General features: G+C 65.1%; 14 protein-coding genes. 6 read left to right on the forward strand and 8 right to left on the reverse strand.

All coding sequences use genetic code 11. The features are described 5' to 3' along the window. Nucleotides 1–117: 117 nt before the first annotated feature. From blaBJP to AB5K84_RS14480, 3 genes are all read right to left on the reverse strand, one after another. The gene (blaBJP, locus tag AB5K84_RS14470; RefSeq protein WP_110116837.1) at nt 118–1,002 is read right to left on the reverse strand and encodes a BJP family subclass B3 metallo-beta-lactamase; all 885 of its coding nucleotides are present in this window, start codon (nt 1,000–1,002) and stop codon (nt 118–120) included. A 168-nt stretch (nt 1,003–1,170) separates the two neighbouring features. Next, nucleotides 1,171–1,455, reverse strand: a complete 285-nt coding sequence (locus AB5K84_RS14475) for a TonB-dependent receptor plug domain-containing protein (RefSeq protein WP_171463799.1) — start codon at nt 1,453–1,455, stop codon at nt 1,171–1,173. A gap of 62 nt (nt 1,456–1,517) precedes the next feature. Further along, a complete protein-coding gene (locus AB5K84_RS14480) occupies nt 1,518–2,882 on the reverse strand; it encodes a hypothetical protein (RefSeq protein WP_441232529.1) in 1,365 nt (454 codons plus the stop codon). 198 nt (nt 2,883–3,080) lie between these two features. Between AB5K84_RS14480 and AB5K84_RS14485 the strand changes: the two genes are divergently transcribed. Then, entirely contained in the window at nt 3,081–3,890 is an 810-nt protein-coding gene (locus AB5K84_RS14485) for an extracellular solute-binding protein (RefSeq protein ID WP_038966748.1), read from the forward strand. On the opposite strand, the gene AB5K84_RS14490 is transcribed toward AB5K84_RS14485, so the two are convergent. Then, nucleotides 3,864–4,562, reverse strand: coding sequence for an ABC transporter permease (locus tag AB5K84_RS14490; RefSeq protein ID WP_011088966.1), 699 nt, complete (start codon nt 4,560–4,562; stop codon nt 3,864–3,866). The genes AB5K84_RS14485 and AB5K84_RS14490 overlap by 27 nt on opposite strands. 128 nt (nt 4,563–4,690) lie before the next feature. Beyond that, nucleotides 4,691–5,743: a histidinol-phosphate transaminase gene (gene hisC / locus AB5K84_RS14495; RefSeq protein ID WP_110117349.1), complete on the reverse strand. Its 1,053-nt coding sequence runs from the start codon at nt 5,741–5,743 to the stop codon at nt 4,691–4,693. 227 nt (nt 5,744–5,970) lie between these two features. Here hisC and AB5K84_RS14500 point away from each other — a divergent pair, with 227 nt between their 5' ends. The 5 genes from AB5K84_RS14500 (at nt 5,971) to AB5K84_RS14520 (ending at nt 11,915) form a co-directional block, all read left to right on the forward strand. Continuing rightward, on the forward strand, nt 5,971–7,449 hold the full coding sequence (locus AB5K84_RS14500) for an FAD-binding oxidoreductase (RefSeq protein ID WP_110116835.1): 1,479 nt from the start codon (nt 5,971–5,973) through the stop codon (nt 7,447–7,449). Between the two features lie 264 nt (nt 7,450–7,713). Further along, nucleotides 7,714–8,565 carry a 3-hydroxybutyryl-CoA dehydrogenase gene (locus AB5K84_RS14505; protein ID WP_110116834.1) on the forward strand — a complete coding sequence of 284 codons (852 nt, stop codon included), beginning with the start codon at nt 7,714–7,716 and terminating at the stop codon, nt 8,563–8,565. A gap of 139 nt (nt 8,566–8,704) precedes the next feature. Then, nucleotides 8,705–9,169 carry a group III truncated hemoglobin gene (locus AB5K84_RS14510; RefSeq protein ID WP_011088962.1) on the forward strand — a complete coding sequence of 155 codons (465 nt, stop codon included), beginning with the start codon at nt 8,705–8,707 and terminating at the stop codon, nt 9,167–9,169. A gap of 246 nt (nt 9,170–9,415) precedes the next feature. Further along, nucleotides 9,416–10,069 (forward strand): ubiquinol-cytochrome c reductase iron-sulfur subunit, encoded by a 654-nt coding sequence (locus tag AB5K84_RS14515; RefSeq protein WP_011088961.1) that lies wholly within the window; start codon nt 9,416–9,418, stop codon nt 10,067–10,069. 118 nt (nt 10,070–10,187) lie between these two features. Further along, a complete protein-coding gene (locus tag AB5K84_RS14520) occupies nt 10,188–11,915 on the forward strand; it encodes a methanol/ethanol family PQQ-dependent dehydrogenase (RefSeq protein ID WP_028174355.1) in 1,728 nt (575 codons plus the stop codon). Between the two features lie 272 nt (nt 11,916–12,187). On the opposite strand, the gene AB5K84_RS14525 is transcribed toward AB5K84_RS14520, so the two are convergent. The 3 genes from AB5K84_RS14525 to gfa all read right to left on the reverse strand — a co-directional run bounded on the left by AB5K84_RS14525 (nt 12,188) and on the right by gfa (nt 16,156). Continuing rightward, nucleotides 12,188–14,500, reverse strand: a complete 2,313-nt coding sequence (locus AB5K84_RS14525; protein WP_110116833.1) for a xanthine dehydrogenase family protein molybdopterin-binding subunit — start codon at nt 14,498–14,500, stop codon at nt 12,188–12,190. A gap of 1 nt (nt 14,501) precedes the next feature. Continuing rightward, on the reverse strand, nt 14,502–14,954 hold the full coding sequence (locus AB5K84_RS14530) for a (2Fe-2S)-binding protein (protein WP_011088958.1): 453 nt from the start codon (nt 14,952–14,954) through the stop codon (nt 14,502–14,504). Between the two features lie 638 nt (nt 14,955–15,592). Then, complete coding sequence (gene gfa, locus AB5K84_RS14535; protein WP_110116832.1) at nt 15,593–16,156, reverse strand: S-(hydroxymethyl)glutathione synthase; 564 nt, start codon at nt 16,154–16,156, stop codon at nt 15,593–15,595. Nucleotides 16,157–16,170 lie beyond the last annotated feature (14 nt).

Below are 16,170 nucleotides of genomic sequence, written 5' to 3' on the forward strand. Positions count from 1 at the left end.
ATCGAGTGCAAAGTACTGCAAGGCTGCGGCTACACTCTGCTAACCATGTGCGTCGCCGCAACCTGTTGCCGCACCTCTCCCCGCCCGAGGAGAGGTGGAAGGCAGCATCTGATGACGCTATTTCTTCTCCAGCGCCGCGGTCTGCTTGGCGAGCTGCTTGTCGAAATCCTCCGACAGGCTGGTCGCGTAGGTCACGAGCTCGCCCGGCTTGACGAACGGGTTCGGCGCGCCATCCTTCATCTCTGCGCGCTTGGCCTGCATGCCGTAGACTTCCGGATGCGGCCCGAGCAGCACGTCGATCTTCATCGCGTTGGCCTTGGCGAAAGTCGCGCGGTAGTCGTCGACGATGCCGGCATAGGTCGGCTGGCCGACCAGCCGGTTCAGCGCCACCGTGCCGCTACAGAAGAACAGCACCTCGCGGTCCTCCTTGCCGTCCTTGACGGTCATCTCCCAGCTCGTGCAGCCCGGCGAGTGGCCGGGTGTTGCGTGTGCCGTCAGCGTGGTGTCTCCGAGCGTGACCCTGTCGCCTTCCTTCACCGCGCGATCGACTTTCACCGCGGGGAAGGCGAGGTCCTCGTTTTTCTCGTCACCCGGATAGTAGCCGCCTTCGAGCAGTGGCTTGTCGCGCTCGCCGGCAACGAGCTGCGCGCCGGTCTCCTTCTTGATCTCGGCGAAGCCGCCGGTGTGGTCGAGATGCGCGTGCGTGTTGAGGATGAGCTTGATATCGGCAACCTTGAAGCCGAGCTTCGCAATATTGTCCTTGATCATGCCGGTTGACTGGGGCATCGCCGTGTCCATCAGGATCAGGCCCTGCGATGTCTTGATGACATAGACGGCAATGCCGTCGGTTCCGACATAGTAAATGTTGTCGATGAGCTGGAACGGCTCGAACGGCGCCGTCCATCTCTTCATGGCGACTGCCAGAAAATCCTTGATGGTTTGCGCCTGCGCGCCAGTCGAGAGCAGGGTCAGAGCACACAGCGCGGCCGTCAGCCTTCTCATAGTTTACCTCCCACAGTGTTCTTGGCGTTTTGGTCTGGCGCGGGCGTTGTGGCCCGAGCGGTGCGCAAGTTACGTCGTGGCTGGCGCTCAGGGCAACTGCCACGTGTCCGCAAAAATTCATGGGCCGTGCGGGAATATCGGTGCGTTTGGTGAAAGCTGAGCGCGAGCCTATCGCCCGATCGTCACGCCGGCGGTCGAGCGCATTGCGTCCCGCAGGCTCGTCGCCTTCATGTCGTCGAGGACCTGCCGCGTGAGCACGGTGGTCTGGCTGGGCGTATTGAGGATCGTCTCGCCACGCGAGGACGAGAGCCGGTCGGCTTTGTAGGGCGCCGCGGGATCGACGGCGGGTGCCGTTGCCGGAACGTGGCGCGGCCGCTTACTGGACGCCGCCAATGCTCCTTGCGAGATGCAGAGGGCGACGATCACGATCAATCGCAACGATGTCGCGGGCATGCGATCTCCCATATCCGGGGCGTCAGCCTAGCATATGGCGAGTATCCCCGCAGGGAAAAGGATCAGGCGAGAGCGGCCTGGCGTTCCCGCACCGGCTCGCGGACCCGGTCTGGCTTCCCTGTCTCGGCGAGCCGGGTAAAGCTGCGATGGCTCGCCTGTGCGGGCGCCTCGACGATGACGCCCTCGCAAACGATCTGCCCGCCCAGCATCCTGAACTCGAGCTTGTCGTAGCGCGGCATCGTCTCGCCGGGCGCGGGCGGCAGCAGCTCGACCCGGCCCTGGATGTTCAGCGTGGCATCGCCGGTGCCGTGAAGCCGCGGATTCCACATCCTGATCCCGGTCTCCGCCCAGCGCTGCCGGATCAGCGCCGCGCGATCGACGGGTTCCGTCGCTTTTGCGCGAACTTTCGGTGCGCTGCGGATCTCCGGTGCGGGAGACGCAAGGATCGGCTCCGGCGCGATGTCCGCGTCAACCGCAGAGGTGGCGGCAGAAGTGTCCTCCGTGGCGACCGCTGTGACCGGTGCGGGATCGCTTGCGGGGACCGGCTCGATCTCCATGGCGACGTCGGCGGTTGACCCGCTGTCGACGCTGACGGCTGGGATATCAGCCGCAGAGACCTCGATCTCGACAAGAGCGACAGGCGGGTCGTCCACGACGGCCGGCTCAACATCCACGAGGACGCCAGGAGGTGGCTCGTGGCTGACGACGACGTCGAGGGTAGCAGCCGGAGCGATTTCAACGTCGAAGGACGAAACCGGTGCCGCCTCGGCGACGACGGGCTCAACGCCGGCAGAGAACTCGCGAGATGGACTGCCACTGACGATGAGTTCGGGAATGTCGACCGGCGCGCTATCGACGTCGACAGACGGGACTGAGGCCTCTTCGGCGCCGACCGACTCGACATCCGTCCCGAGTTCCGCAGGTGCGGCCTCGCTGACGGTGAGTTCGGGAACATCAACGGGCCTGGTCTCCTCGTCGACAGACGAGATCGAAGCCTCCTCCACGACGACCTCGTTGACCTCCGTCGACGTCTCCGGAGGTGAACCGTCGCTGTCGCCGGTATCTGTCCGCGCAGCCGGCGGACTCTCCGCGATGACAGAGATCGCAGTGTCGTCCTCGGCGACCGGCGCCGCGACCGCGATGCCCGGGTCGCTGAGCGGTGGATCGGCGCTGATGCTGATGTCGGGAGTGCGCGCGGCCTCTGCAACGTCGACGACGATGGCAGGCGAATCGTTCGTGGCGATCGGCGAAACGTCAATGCTTCCGCCGTGCGGCAAGGGCCGAAGCCTCGTAAACGCCCATTTCACCGCAGGGATGCGGCGCAGCAACGATATCAGTCTCGAAAGCACAGGGAGTTGTCCAAGAGATACTCGGCGTGAAGCAATCGCTGATTCGCCAGCAATATGAAAAACTGCCCCGGCCGTCACACCGATGTCAATGTAGGTGGGACCAATTGCAGAACATCCGCACACCATCGCGCGAGAAGCTGCGGTCGCAATGACACCGCATTATCGCCGTTCGCCATTGTGACTCCGACCACAGTGCAACCGCGCCGCCGAACGTCGGGCTTCCCTGCGTCATCCTCCCCGCGTAGTTTGAGATGTCTGGGGAGCGAGGACGTCACAATGAGGAAGCTTGCCGCCATCGCAGCGGTTCTGGTCTGGTCAACATGCGCATTTGCGCAGGATCGCACCATCATCGTGGCCTCGACGACATCGACGGAACAGTCGGGTCTGTTCGGCTATTTGCTGCCGCTGTTCTCGAAGGCCGAGGGCATCAACGTGAAGGTCGTAGCCGTCGGCACCGGCCAGGCGCTGGATATCGGGCGGAGAGGCGATGCCGACGTGGTGTTCGTCCATGACAGGCCCGCCGAAGACCAGTTCATGTCCGAAGGGCAGGGCGTGAAGCGTTTCGACGTCATGTACAACGACTTCGTCATCGTCGGGCCGAAGAGCGATCCGGCGCGAATTGGCGGCGGCAAGGACGTCGCTGACGCGCTGCGCAAGATCGCGGCGGCGAAGGCGCCGTTTATCTCGCGCGGCGACAAGTCCGGCACGCACGCAGCCGAGCTGAGATTGTGGAAAGAGGCAGGCGTCGATCTCAGTGCCGGCAAGGACAGTTGGTATCGCGAGATCGGTCAGGGCATGGGGCCGGCGCTGAACATGGCCTCGTCCTCGAACGCCTATCTTCTGTCGGATCGTGGCACCTGGCTGTCGTTCAGGAACCGCGGCGAGCTCGCCGTCCTGACCGAGGGGGACAAGCGGCTCTTCAACCAGTACGGCGTCATGCTCGTGAATCCGGCAAAGCATTCCAACGTGAAGGCGCAGGATGGGCAGGCCTTCATCGACTGGCTGGTTTCCCCGAAGGGACAGCAGGCGATTGCCGGCTACAAGGTCGGCGGCGAGCAGCTATTTTTCCCCAACGCGTCCAACTAGCAGGAAAGCGACGGTCGACACCGCCACACTGAGCGCGAGCAGGATCAGCCCGAGCCCCAGTGCCAGCGGCAGGTCGCCCTTGCTGGTTTCCAGCGCGATGGCGGTCGTCATCGTGCGCGTGAAGCCGCGGATGTTGCCGCCGACGACGATGATGGCGCCGACCTCGGCGATGGCGCGCCCGAAGGCCGCGAGAAAGGCCGTCAGCAGCGAAGTCCGTCCCAGCGCGAACAGGAGCCCCATGCTGCGCAGGACCGACAGCCCGTCGATCCGCGCCAGATCGCCATACTCCGCCCAGAGCAGGCTCGCCGGCCTGTGCACCAGCGCCACCACGATCGGTGTCGCGAGCAGCGTCTGCGCGATCACCATGGCCGCCGGCGTGAACAGCAGGCCGGCCGCCCCGAGCGGGCCGGACCGTGACAGCAGCAGATAGAGCGCGAGCCCGACCACGACCGGCGGCAGGCCGAGCAGCGCATTGGTCAGCACGATGATGACCTGACGTCCGCGAAAACGGGCGATCGCGAGCAAGGCGCCGAACGGTGCGCCGATCAGGAGCGCGACGATGCTCGCGGTCAGGCTGACGCGCACCGACAAGGCGACGATGCCCACAAGCTCGGAATCGGCCTCGCCGATCAGCGCGAAGGCGGCACCAACGGATCGTGCGAAGTCGTTCATCCGCGCCTGAACTTCAATGTTCGGGCGGCCTCCAGGGCGTCGATGTCGAGGCGGCAAAGGCGCGTCACAGACTGGTCCCTGCAACTTCCATTGTGGTGAGCATGCGGCGGGCCGCCGCATGCCCTCAACTAGATCAACTCGCGCAGCACTTCAATCAGCCGGCCGCACTGCTCATCCGTTCCGACCGTGATGCGCAGGAAGTCCTCGATGCGCGGCTTCTTGAAATGGCGGACCAGCACGCCGCGCTGGCGAAGGGCGGCCGCGAGATCGGCACCGCTCCGGCGCCGATGACGCGCGAACACGAAGTTCGCAAGCGACGGCAGCACCTCGAAGCCGAGTTGCGCGAGATCGCGCGTGAGCACGTCGCGGCTCGCGATGATGCGGGTGCGGCTCTCGAGGAACCATGCCTCGTCCTCGATCGCAGCGACGGCGCCGGCGATGGCGAGGCAATCGACGGGATAGGAGTTGAAGCTGTCCTTCACGCGCTCCAGCGCCTCGATCAGCGGCCGCTGGCCGATGGCAAATCCGACCCGCAAGCCTGCGAGCGCGCGCGACTTCGAGAAGGTCTGGATGACGAGCAGATTGTCGTGGTGCGTAACGAGCGGCACGGCGCTCTCGGCGCCGAAATCGACATAGGCCTCGTCCACCACCACCAGCCGGTCCGGGTTTTCGGCGAGCAGTGCCGCGACCGCGTCGCGCGGAAGGGCGATGCCGGTGGGCGCGTTCGGATTGCAGAGAAGAATGGCGCTCGACGGCCGCCTGTAGTCGGCGATCTCGATCCGCATCGCGGCATCGAGCGGCACCTCCTCGTGAGCGACGCCATAGAGGCGGCAATAGACCGGGTAGAAGCTGTAGGTGACGTCGGGAAACAGAAGCGGCCTGTCGTGCTTCAGAAGGGCCGGGAAGGTGTGGGCCAGAACCTCGTCGGAGCCGTTGCCGACGAACACCTGCTCGGCCGCAACATCGCAATACGCCGCGATCGCCTCGCGCAGGCGCGTGGCGCGCGGATCTGGATAAAGGCGCAGCCGCTCCGCAGCCGACGCGATCGCCGCCAGCACGCGCGGCGAGGGCGGATAGGGATTCTCGTTGGTATTGAGCTTGACGACGCCATCCTGCTTCGGCTGCTCGCCCGGGACGTAGGGCGACAGCGTGTGGACGACGGGACTCCAGAAGCGGCTCATGATCTCCAATCCAGGTTGATCTTGGCACAGTAAGGCACGCCGGGCGTCGACGGAAGTGCGCTTCCCGTTCAGCAGCCGAGGCAGGTTTGCGCAAGCGTCGCAGCCGGGGACGTTCCCGCGAGCGTTACCTTCGTGCTAGGCTCATCGCGCAAACGTCCAGAATTGAGAACGACAACGAAGGCCGGCGCGCCCCAGGCTGCGCAGAAGAGCCGCAAAGCGAGGAACACATGCCGGGCGCAGCCCTTCTCACCGCTCCCTCCATTCCGACTGCGCCCGTGACGCCAGCCATTCTCGACCGCTTGCGAGCCATCGTGGGCGACAAGGGCCTGATCCTGGACGAGCAGGACAAGCGCCCGTTCGTGACCGATTGGCGCGGCGAGCTGACAGGGCAGGCCGCGGCGGTCGTGCGTCCGGCCAATACCGCGGAAGTCTCCGCTGTCGTCAAGCTCTGCTACGACAACGGCATTGCCATCGTGCCGCAGGGCGGCAACACCGGCCTGATGGGTGGTGCCACGCCGTGGCCGGCGCACCGCGGCATCGTGCTGTCGCTCGGTCGCATGAACCATGTGCTGAATGTCGATCCCGTCGGCTACGCCATGACGGTGGAGGCGGGCTGCATCCTCCAGACGCTCCAGGACACGGCCGCGCGCCACGACCGCTTCTTTCCGCTCAGCCTCGGTGCCCAGGGCTCGTGCATGATCGGCGGTAATCTCTCCACCAACGCCGGCGGCGTGCAGGTGCTGCGTTACGGCAATGCGCGAAATCTGGTGCTGGGTCTCGAGGTCGTGCTGGCCAACGGCGATGTCTGGGACGGGCTGCGCGCACTCAAGAAGGACAACACCGGCTATGACCTCAAGCATCTATTCATGGGTGCCGAGGGGACGCTCGGCATCATCACGAAGGCGGTGCTGAAGCTCTGGCCCGCGCCGAAGGATTTGTGCACGGCATGGCTCGCGATCCGCGATCCCAGGGCGGCGATCGAGCTCCTGTCGGAGGCGCATGCCGCGTCCGACGACAATGTCGGCTCCTGCGAGCTCATGAGCCGCGCCTGCACCGACATGGTGCTGCGCCATATTCCCGGCACCCAGGACCCTCTCAAGGCCGAGACCGAATGGTATCTCCTTCTCGAATGGTCGTCGGCCCGGCCGCGGCAGGACGGCGGCACGGGCATGCCGGACCGGATGGAGCAGTTCTTGGCCGATCAGCTCGAGGCGGGCCGAGTGCTCGATGCGGTGATTGCGCAAACCGAAGCGCAGTCGCGCAACATGTGGCGCATTCGCGAGAGCGTGGCCGAGGCATCGCGCGCTGAGGGGCCGGGCCTGAGCTACGACGTGTCGGTCGCAATCTCCCGGATTCCCGAGTTCATCGACAGGGGCCTCAAGGCCGTGCTCGACGTCCTGCCGACGATCCGCCCCTATCCGCTCGGGCACATCGGAGACGGCAATGTGCACTTCTCCTTCATGGGCCCGAAGGGCATGGATCGCGAGACGCTCAACCAGTACTCTGCGGCGATCACGCGGGGCGTCAACGACCTGATCACGTCCATGGCCGGCTCGATCTCGGCCGAGCACGGCATCGGCATCGAGAAGCTCGACGAGCTCCAGCACTATCGCTCCAGGACCGAGCTCGACATCATGCGTACGATCAAGCGGGCGCTCGATCCCAAGAACATCATGAATCCGGGCAAGGTGCTCCGTCTCGGATGAGGCGACTGACGCCGCGGGTTGCCTCCGCTGATCGATCCGGTCCTGGCCGCAGCCTGGACGGGCGCATGCGCCGCATGGCTCGGGCCAAACGGGCCCGAGACCTCCAAATCATGCCCTTTTGCGGCTTTATTCCCGCGATGGATGCTTTAAGGAAGGGGCAGGATCAGGTCGCGCCTCCCCGGCGGCGGTGCTAGACCCTGGTGCAGGAGCAATGGGGCCGCGCCGCTACCGGCACGCCCGCAAGGATGAGAAGGATGTGACGCAATGATCCAAACCGTTGGCATCATCGGGGCAGGGACCATGGGGAACGGCATCGCGCAAATCTGCGCCGCGGCCGGGCTCTCGGTCGTGATGGTCGACATTTCCGATGCGGCGGTGAACCGCGGGCTTTCGACCGTCGGCGGCAGCCTTGAGCGCTTGGTCAAGAAGGAGAAGATGTCGGCGGTCGACCGCGAGGCGACGCTCAAGCGCATCACCGGCACCACCGATCGGGCGAAGCTGGCCGATTGCGACCTGGTGATCGAGGCCGCCACCGAGAACGAGGAGCTCAAGGTCAAGATCCTGAAGGACCTCTGTGCGACGCTGTCGCCGCGCACGCTCGTTGCAACCAATACCTCGTCGATCTCGATCACGAAGCTTGCCGCCGCAACCGATCGCCCCGACCGCTTCATCGGCATGCACTTCTTCAATCCTGTGCCGGTGATGGCGCTGCTCGAGCTCATCCGCGGCCTGCAGACCTCCGACGACACCCACGCCAAGGCGCTCGATTTCGCCCAGCGCGTCGGCAAGGTGGCGATCACGGCCAAGAACAGTCCGGGCTTCGCGGTCAACCGCATCCTCTGCCCGATGATCAACGAGGCGATCTTCGCCCTCCAGGAGGGGATCGCGACGGCGGAAGAGATCGACGCCGGCATGAAGCTCGGCTGCAACCATCCGATCGGGCCGCTGGCGCTCGCCGATCTCGTCGGGCTCGACACCATGTTGTCGGTGATGGAGGTCTTTTACAAAGGCTTCAACGACCCCAAATACCGTCCGGCCCCCTTGCTGAAGGAAATGGTCGATGCCGGCCATCTCGGCCGCAAGACCGGGCAGGGTTTTTACACTTACGGCGCCTGATGACAGGCGTAGGCGGCGGGGCCTTCGAGCCTCGCCGCCCCTCCCGCAATTTGCGCTGCGACAAAGACGCCGCGCGCAATTGACCCGACAATGTTGAACGGGCGGCCCGCGGGAACAACGGAACGGATAACAAAGGACAATGTCGGATCGACTGAAGGCCGAGCGTGAGGCGGCAGCCGCGCGCCGGAACCTGCTGACCCAGGATGCGATCGAGCGCACCGGGATCACCGAAGAGATGATCGCGGAACTCGTCACCCGCTTTTACGGGCGCGTGCGCGAGGACGCGCTGCTGGGGCCGGTGTTCGCGGTCGTGCAGAATTGGGACGAGCATCTCGCCAAGCTCGGAGACTTCTGGTCGTCAGTCGTGCTGATGAGCGGCCGCTATCATGGCTCGCCGATGCGTGCGCATCTGCCGCTCGGCCTTGTCGGTGATCATTTCGACCGCTGGCTCGATCTGTTCGAACAGACCGCGCGCGACGTCTGTCCGCCCGCGGCGGCTGCGCTCTTCATCGACAAGGCACGGCGCATCGCCGACAGTTTTGAAATGGCGTCGGCAACCGTCGCAGGCCGCATCGCTTCGCCGCGTCACGTGCTCAGATCGTGAAACACAAAATGCCTGCCTGAGAAACGTGCAGCTCACATCGCGCGATGGCGCGTTGCACCAATTCCAACATCATCGGTCTGATCTGCAAAATCATCATGCCGCTCGCGTGGTGCGGCGTAGAACTGGTGAAAATACGTTTGAACGCGTTCACTCTCGTTCAATCAAAGCGAGCAGAGCCATATTGATGCACTGCGGCGCCAATTCTTCGCCTTTTTTCCGGCAGAGTTCCAGCGCCTGCTAGCGGGCATGTCGCGCGCATCGTTCAACATCAATTCCTCATCTTCCGAGAACCCTGCGGAACCTGAAGTTGACGCGGGCGCAGAGCAGACGCGGCGAACGCTGCTGCTGGGTGCGCTCGCCACCACCGCCTGCCTCGGCTGTTCCGCATCGGCGCGCGCAGGCGAGGATCCGCCAGGCTCCGACGAACGACCGCAGAAGGGCGATGTGCTCGTCTTCTCCGAAGGTGACCAGGAGGGAAAGCTGATCACGGCGGCCGACCTGCAGGCCGGCGGGCCGCCGGTGCATGCCTGGCCGAAGGATCCCAAGACCTCGGTCGTGCGCAGCGCCTCGCGGCTCAACGAGATCCTGGTCATCCGGCTCGATCCCGCCGAGCTCGACGAGCAGACCCGCGCGCGCGCCGTCGACGGCATCATCGCCTATTCGGCGATCTGCGCCCATGCCGGTTGTCCCGTCACCGCCTGGGTGAAGAGCGACGTCGGCGACAAGGAGGTGCTCAAGTGCATGTGCCACAACTCCGAATACGATCCTCGCGCGGGCGCGCAGGTCGTGTTCGGGCCGGCACCGCGACGGCTCGCGGCGCTGCCACTGGCGTTCGCTGAAGGTTCGCTCAGCGTCGCCGGAAACTTCATCGGAAAGGTAGGTGGCGCGCAGCCAGGATGATGGACGGTCGCGGGTTGTGCCCGCGTCACGAGAGGCCGCATCCGCCGACGGGCGGACGACGGGACGAACGAAAAGAATTCAACACAAGAATTCAAACGGATGAAAAAGGGGAACGTCCATGACCAGGAAGCAATGGTTTCTGTCCGGCTTCGTCGCCTTCACCTGTCTTGCCTCGACCGCCGCCGGTGCCGGCCCGATCGAGAACTATTCGCCGGTCACCGCGCAGCGCCTGGAGAATCCGGAACCGAGCAACTGGATGCTCTATCGGCGCACTTATGACGGGCAGGGCTACAGCCCGCTCGACCAGATCAACACCTCGAACGTAAAGGGTCTCACGCCGGTCTGGACGTTTGCAACAGGCGTCGTCGAAGGCCACGAGGCGCCGCCGATCATCAACAATGGCGTGATGTTCGTGGCGACCCCGATGGGGCAGGTGATCGCGCTGAACGCGAAGACCGGCGACGAGTACTGGCGCTACAAGCGGCAGCTTCCCGACGATCTGTTCCAGCTGCATCCGACCAGCCGCGGTGTCGGCCTGTGGGAGGACAAGCTCTATCTCGCCACCACCGACGATCATGTGGTCGCGCTCGACGCCAAGACCGGCAAGGTGGTGTGGGACACCAAGGTGCAGGACTACAAGAAGGGCCAGTACATGACCCTGATGCCGCTGATCGTCGACGGCAAGGTCATCGTCGGCGGCTCCGGCGGCGAGTTCGGCGTGCGCGGCTATGTCGCCGCCTATGACGCCAAGGACGGCAAGGAGCTGTGGCGGACCTACACCATTCCCGGCGAAGGCGAGCCCGGTCACGACACCTGGCAGGGCGATGACTGGAAGAACGGCGGCGGCTCGGCCTGGATGACCGGCAATTACGACAAGGACACCAAGACGATCTATTGGGGCGTCGGCAACGCGGCGCCGTGGCCGGGCGAGACCCATCCCGGCGACAATCTCTACACCTCGTCGGTGCTCGCGCTCGATCCGAACAACGGCAAGATCAAGACCTATCACCAGTACCATCAGAACGATTCCTGGGACTGGGACGAGGTCGAAGCGCCGATGCTGATCGACCTGCAACGCGACGGCCGCAGCATCAAGAGCCTGGTCCATCCGGGGCGCGATGCGATCTTCTGGGTGCTCGAGCGCACGCCGACCAAGATCAACTACGTGGCAGGTTGGCCGTTCGTCTCCACCGACGTCTGGAAGGGCATCGATGCCGAAACCGGCAAGCCGATCGTCGATCCCGCGCACAAGCCGGTGATTGGCAAGCGCGTGGAGTTCTGTCCCTCTCTATGGGGCGGCAAGGACTGGCCGTCGGCGGCCTACAGCCAGAAGACGGGCCTGGTTTACGTGCCCGCCAACGAGAATTTCTGCGGCGGATTCACCGGCGAGAAGGTCGCACTCAAGCCGGGCGAGCTCTGGCTCGGCACCAAGCCGGAAGACATCGGGCTGAAGACCAAGCCGGGCGCGGATCATTTTGGCGAGCTCCAGGCCTGGGATCCCGTCACCGGCAAGAAGGTGTGGCAGCACAACTTCCCGAAGTCGCAGCTGTTCGGCTCGGTGACGGCGACCGCGGGCGATCTCATCTTTGCCGGCGGCACCAACGACCGCAACTTCCGCGCCTTCAACGCCAAGACCGGCGAGCTGTTGTGGGAGCAGAAGACCAACTCCGGCATCATGGGCATGCCGGTGTCGTATGAGATCGACGGCACGCAATACATCGCGATCCAGTCGGGATGGGGTGTGGACGCGCAGCGGATCCAGGATGCGCTGGTGACCAACAACATCGGCATCGAGGCCAATGTGCCACAGGGCGGCGTGATCTGGGTGTTCGCGCTGAAGAAATAGCTCCGCGGGCGGATCGGAAGAGGCGGAGCAGCAAGGGGGGTGGCGAATGCGGCGGACGGAAACGTCCGCCGCATTTTGTGTGTGCCGAGAGTGCTGTCTTCCCTTCTCCCCTGTGTGGGAGAAGGTGGCGCGAAGCGCCGGATGAGGGGTCTCTATCCGCGGAGACAAACCCCTCACCCGAGCGAGATCGTAGCAACCGGCGTCGCTGCCCTCTCCCACAGGGGGAGAGGGCACATCGGCTGATGGAGACGGCGCGAGGCCGCGTGCGTTCCTTACGCCTCCAACTGCTTGCCGATCGGCAAGCTCCGGATGCGTTTTCCGGTCGCGGCGAAGATGGCATTCATCAGCGCCGGCGCGAACGGCGGAACGCCGGGCTCGCCGACGCCGCTCGGCGGCGTGCCCGGCGCGGGCGGCACGATGTGGACGTTGGTCACCATGGGAGACTCGTCGATCCTGACGACCTGGAAGTCGTCAAAGTTCTTCTGCTGCACCTTGCCGTCCTTGAAGGTGATCTCGCCATATTTGGCGAGGCTGAGACCCATGATCGCCGCGCCCTCGATCTGCGAGGCGATGCGCTCGGGGTTGACGTAGGTGCCGCAGTCGATCGCGGTGTCGACCCGCGGCACCGTCAGCTTGCCCTTGTCGTCGACGGCCACCTCGACGATGGTCGCGATGTAGCTGACGAAGCTGCGGTGTACGGCGATGCCGAGACCGTGGCCCTTCGGCACCTGACGGCCCCATTCGCCTTTCTCGGCTATCAGCTCGACCACCTTGCGCAGGCGCGCGGTGTCGATCGGGTAGCTGTCCTGCGGCTCGCCGTAGTTCCACATGTCCTTCACCGCGGGCTTGACGATCCGCGGGCTGCCGATCAGCGCGAGCAGCGTCTCCTTCTGGTCGCGGCCGGTCGCGTTCGCGATCTCGCCGACCATCGACTGCACCGCGAAGGCGCGCGGGATGTTCGAGACCGAGCGGAACCAGCCGATGCGGGTGAACGCCGCAGCCTCCGGGTTCTCGCAGGAGATGTTGGCGATCTCGAACGGCATGTCGACGAGGCCCATGCCGAGCTCGAAGGGCGCCTGATGCACCGTGCCGGCCGCAAAGGTCGAGGCGATGCTGGGCGCCACGCTGCGGTGGCGCCAGGCGATCACCTTGCCGCTCTTGTCGAGGCCGGCCTCGATCCGCTCGACCGAGACGGTGTGCAGGAAGCCGTTGTGGATGTCGTCCTCCCGCGTCCACTGCACCTTCACCGGCGCGCCCAGCTCCTTCGACAGCAGCGCGGCTTCGAGCGCATAGTCGCATTTCGACTTGCGGCCGAAACCGCCGCCGAGCAGCGTGACGTTGACGGTGACGTTCGCTTCCGGAATGCCGAGCGTCTTGGCGACGTCCTCGCGGGTGCCGCCCGGGCTCTGCACCGGCGCCCAGATCTCGGCCTTGTCGCCTTTGACGTCGGCGACCGCCACCGGCGGTTCCATGGCGACATGGGCGAGATGCGGGACGTAGTACTCGCCGACGATCACCTTGTCGGCGCCCTTCAGGGCGGCGTCCGCATCGCCCTCCTTGCGCACGACGAGGCCGGGCTTGCGCGAGGCCTCCTCGAGCTCCTTGCGGTAGGCGACGGAGTCGTATTTGCCGTTGGCGCCGTCGTCCCAGACCAGTTTCAGCGCGTCGCGGCCCTTGATCGCCGCGCCGGTATTGCGCGCGATCACCGCGACGCCGCCGAGCGGCTGGAACTTCGACGGCCACGGCCAGCCGCGCACCTGCATCACCTTCTCGACGCCGGGCACCTTCAACGCCTCGTTCGGATCGAACGAGGCGAGCTTGCCGCCGGTCACCGGCGGGCGCGCGATCACGGCATATTTCATGCCGGGAAGGCGCACGTCCGCACCGTAGCGCGCCTTGCCAGTGGTGATGTCGTGAAGATCGACGATGCCGATCTGGCCCTTGGTCAGATAGCGGAAGTCCTTGGGGTCCTTCAGCTTGAGGCCTTCGACGCTCGGCACCGATTCCTTGGCGGCGTCGGCGGCGAGCTCGCCGAAGCCGAGCTTGCGCCCGCTGCCGCTATGGACGACCTCGTGATTGACCGCCTTGACCTCCGTTGCCGGAACGCCCCAGCGCTTGGCGGCGGCCTGTTCCAGCATGGTGCGGGCGGCGGCGCCGATCTGGCGCATCGGGATGAGGTAATGCCGCGTGCTGCGCGAGCCGTCGGTGTCCTGGTTGCCGAACTTGACCTCGTCGCCATGGGCCTGCTGCACCTTGACCCTGGACCAGTCGGCCTCCATCTCCTCGGCCACGATCAGTGGCAGGCTGGTGCGCACGCCGGTGCCCATCTCGGAGCGGTGGGCGACGATGCTGACGATGCCGTCGGGCGCGACCGCGACGAACACGCGCGGATCGACAACGACGCCATGCGGCATCTTTCCGGCGCCGGTCTCATAGGCAAATGCCTGGCGGGACATCACGGGCGCGGCGAGCACGAAGCCGCCGGTGACGCCGAGCCCCTTCAGGATGCTGCGGCGCGAGACCTTCTCGACACGGATGTTCTTTTCGAAGCTGTGAAGCTTCCGGGGATTGTCGATGAAATTCATGTCACACTCCCGTCGATGCGAGATGGACCGCGTTCTCGATGCGCTGGTAGCAGCCGCAGCGGCAGATGTTGCCGGACATCGCCTCGCGGATCTGGTCGTGCGAGGGTTTCGGGTTGTCCATCAGGAGCGCCGCGGCCTGCATGATCTGGCCGGCCTGGCAGAAGCCGCATTGGGGCACGTTGACCTGGCGCCAGGCTTTTTGAACCGGGTGATCGCCGTTCGGATGCAATCCCTCGATCGTCGTGACCTCGCGGCCGGCGACGTCGTTGATCGACGTGACGCAGGAGCGCACCGCCTCCTTGTCGACGATGACGGTGCAGGCGCCGCACAAGGCCTGGCCACAGCCGAACTTGGTGCCTGTCAGCCCGGCCTCGTCGCGCAGGAACCAGAGTAGCGGGAGATTCGGGTCGCCGTCCCAGCTCTGTTCCTGGCCGTTGATCTTCACCTTGATCATGATCGTCCCTCGCTCTTCATAAGCATGAATTAAATGCGCCGGCATGCGCCGGCGGCGGTTCGTGCGTCGTTGCCGCGTTCCGCCGTCATCCCGCGCGGGCAAATCCCGGAGGGAGGCAGGAACGCCAATGGCGATGTCTGGATGTGTTCGATACCTCCCGTTTTGTTCTTATTTGATTGAACTTCGCGCGGCATCGTCACGGCGCGATCGTAGCAGGGATCGCGCCGGTCCGGCATTCACAGCCGGTTGTTCTCGGCGTGAAGAGGTTGCATCTGTGATTTGTCAAAAGCAGGGCGCGGCATCGCGCCGCGCGCATTGCGCAATTGCAAAGCAGGCCGCAGCAAAAAAGCTTCGTCCGCCAGAAAGACTGTACGGACGAAGCAGGATGCCTCAGTCGAGGGAGGGAGAAACGCAGGTGCCGCCGACTTCAATCGGAAAGCGGGCGGCGCTGCGCAGTCATTCAGAGACCAGGACTGAGGGAGCGTGGCCCTCGTAGACGCAGAGTGCAGAAGCGGCGGCCTCGTCGCGATCGTGGGAAGCCACCTCCGTCCGGCTCGCTGGTGCTGGTCTGAACCAGCGAGCGGACGTGGCGTGGGTCCGGCGGCCCTGCTCGGGCCGCCTCGTTCAGGTCGCCTTCGTCAGGCTGCTTTGGCTTTCGCCACGTGGGTCGCGATCGCGTCCATCAGCGCGGGCGACAGGCAGTCATAAGGCTCGAGCCCGATTTCCTTCAGCCGCGAACGGATGCCGGCCATCTGCTCCGGCTTCACGCCGGATTCGATCACCGAGGAGACGAAGGCGGCGAATTGCGGCGCCTGCGAGCCCTGCTCCTGGAACAGTTCGGGATGGATGAAGTCGAGGCCGTAGAACGGATGGTTCTTGTTCTCGATGCGGCCGTACATGTGCGTGCCGCAGGCCTTGCAGGCGTGGCGCTGGATCACCGCGGAGGCATCGACGATCTCGAGCTTGTCGCCGTTCTCGAGCACGGTGACGTTCTGGCGCGGCACCACCGCGACGACGGAGAATGTCGCGCCCTGCGGCTTCCAGCACTTGGTGCAGCCACAGGCGTGGTTGTGGGCGACGTCGCCCTTGATGCCGACCTTGACCTGATGGTCCTTGCATTTGCAGGCGAGCGTGCCGCCGGCGAAGTTGCCGCTGCCCTGTTTGAGGCCGTTGTCGATCGATGGGTGGAGTGCAATAGTCATGGGACGATCCTCCT

The sequence above is a fragment of the Bradyrhizobium sp. 1200_D9_N1_1 genome (assembly GCF_052075915.1).
GTDB classification, from domain to species: Bacteria; Pseudomonadota; Alphaproteobacteria; order Rhizobiales; family Xanthobacteraceae; genus Bradyrhizobium; species Bradyrhizobium diazoefficiens.

Coding starts and splice junctions, on each gene's coding strand:
- blaBJP (WP_110116837.1), bottom strand. CDS start 1,002: ATGAGAAGGCTGACGGCCGCGCTGTGTGCTCTGACCCTGCTCTCGACT.
- AB5K84_RS14475 (WP_171463799.1), bottom strand. CDS start 1,455: ATGCCCGCGACATCGTTGCGATTGATCGTGATCGTCGCCCTCTGCATC.
- AB5K84_RS14485 (WP_038966748.1), top strand. CDS start 3,081: ATGAGGAAGCTTGCCGCCATCGCAGCGGTTCTGGTCTGGTCAACATGC.
- AB5K84_RS14490 (WP_011088966.1), bottom strand. CDS start 4,562: ATGAACGACTTCGCACGATCCGTTGGTGCCGCCTTCGCGCTGATCGGC.
- hisC (WP_110117349.1), bottom strand. CDS start 5,743: ATGAGCCGCTTCTGGAGTCCCGTCGTCCACACGCTGTCGCCCTACGTC.
- AB5K84_RS14500 (WP_110116835.1), top strand. CDS start 5,971: ATGCCGGGCGCAGCCCTTCTCACCGCTCCCTCCATTCCGACTGCGCCC.
- AB5K84_RS14505 (WP_110116834.1), top strand. CDS start 7,714: ATGATCCAAACCGTTGGCATCATCGGGGCAGGGACCATGGGGAACGGC.
- AB5K84_RS14510 (WP_011088962.1), top strand. CDS start 8,705: ATGTCGGATCGACTGAAGGCCGAGCGTGAGGCGGCAGCCGCGCGCCGG.
- AB5K84_RS14515 (WP_011088961.1), top strand. CDS start 9,416: ATGTCGCGCGCATCGTTCAACATCAATTCCTCATCTTCCGAGAACCCT.
- AB5K84_RS14520 (WP_028174355.1), top strand. CDS start 10,188: ATGACCAGGAAGCAATGGTTTCTGTCCGGCTTCGTCGCCTTCACCTGT.
- AB5K84_RS14525 (WP_110116833.1), bottom strand. CDS start 14,500: ATGAATTTCATCGACAATCCCCGGAAGCTTCACAGCTTCGAAAAGAAC.
- AB5K84_RS14530 (WP_011088958.1), bottom strand. CDS start 14,954: ATGATCAAGGTGAAGATCAACGGCCAGGAACAGAGCTGGGACGGCGAC.
- gfa (WP_110116832.1), bottom strand. CDS start 16,156: ATGACTATTGCACTCCACCCATCGATCGACAACGGCCTCAAACAGGGC.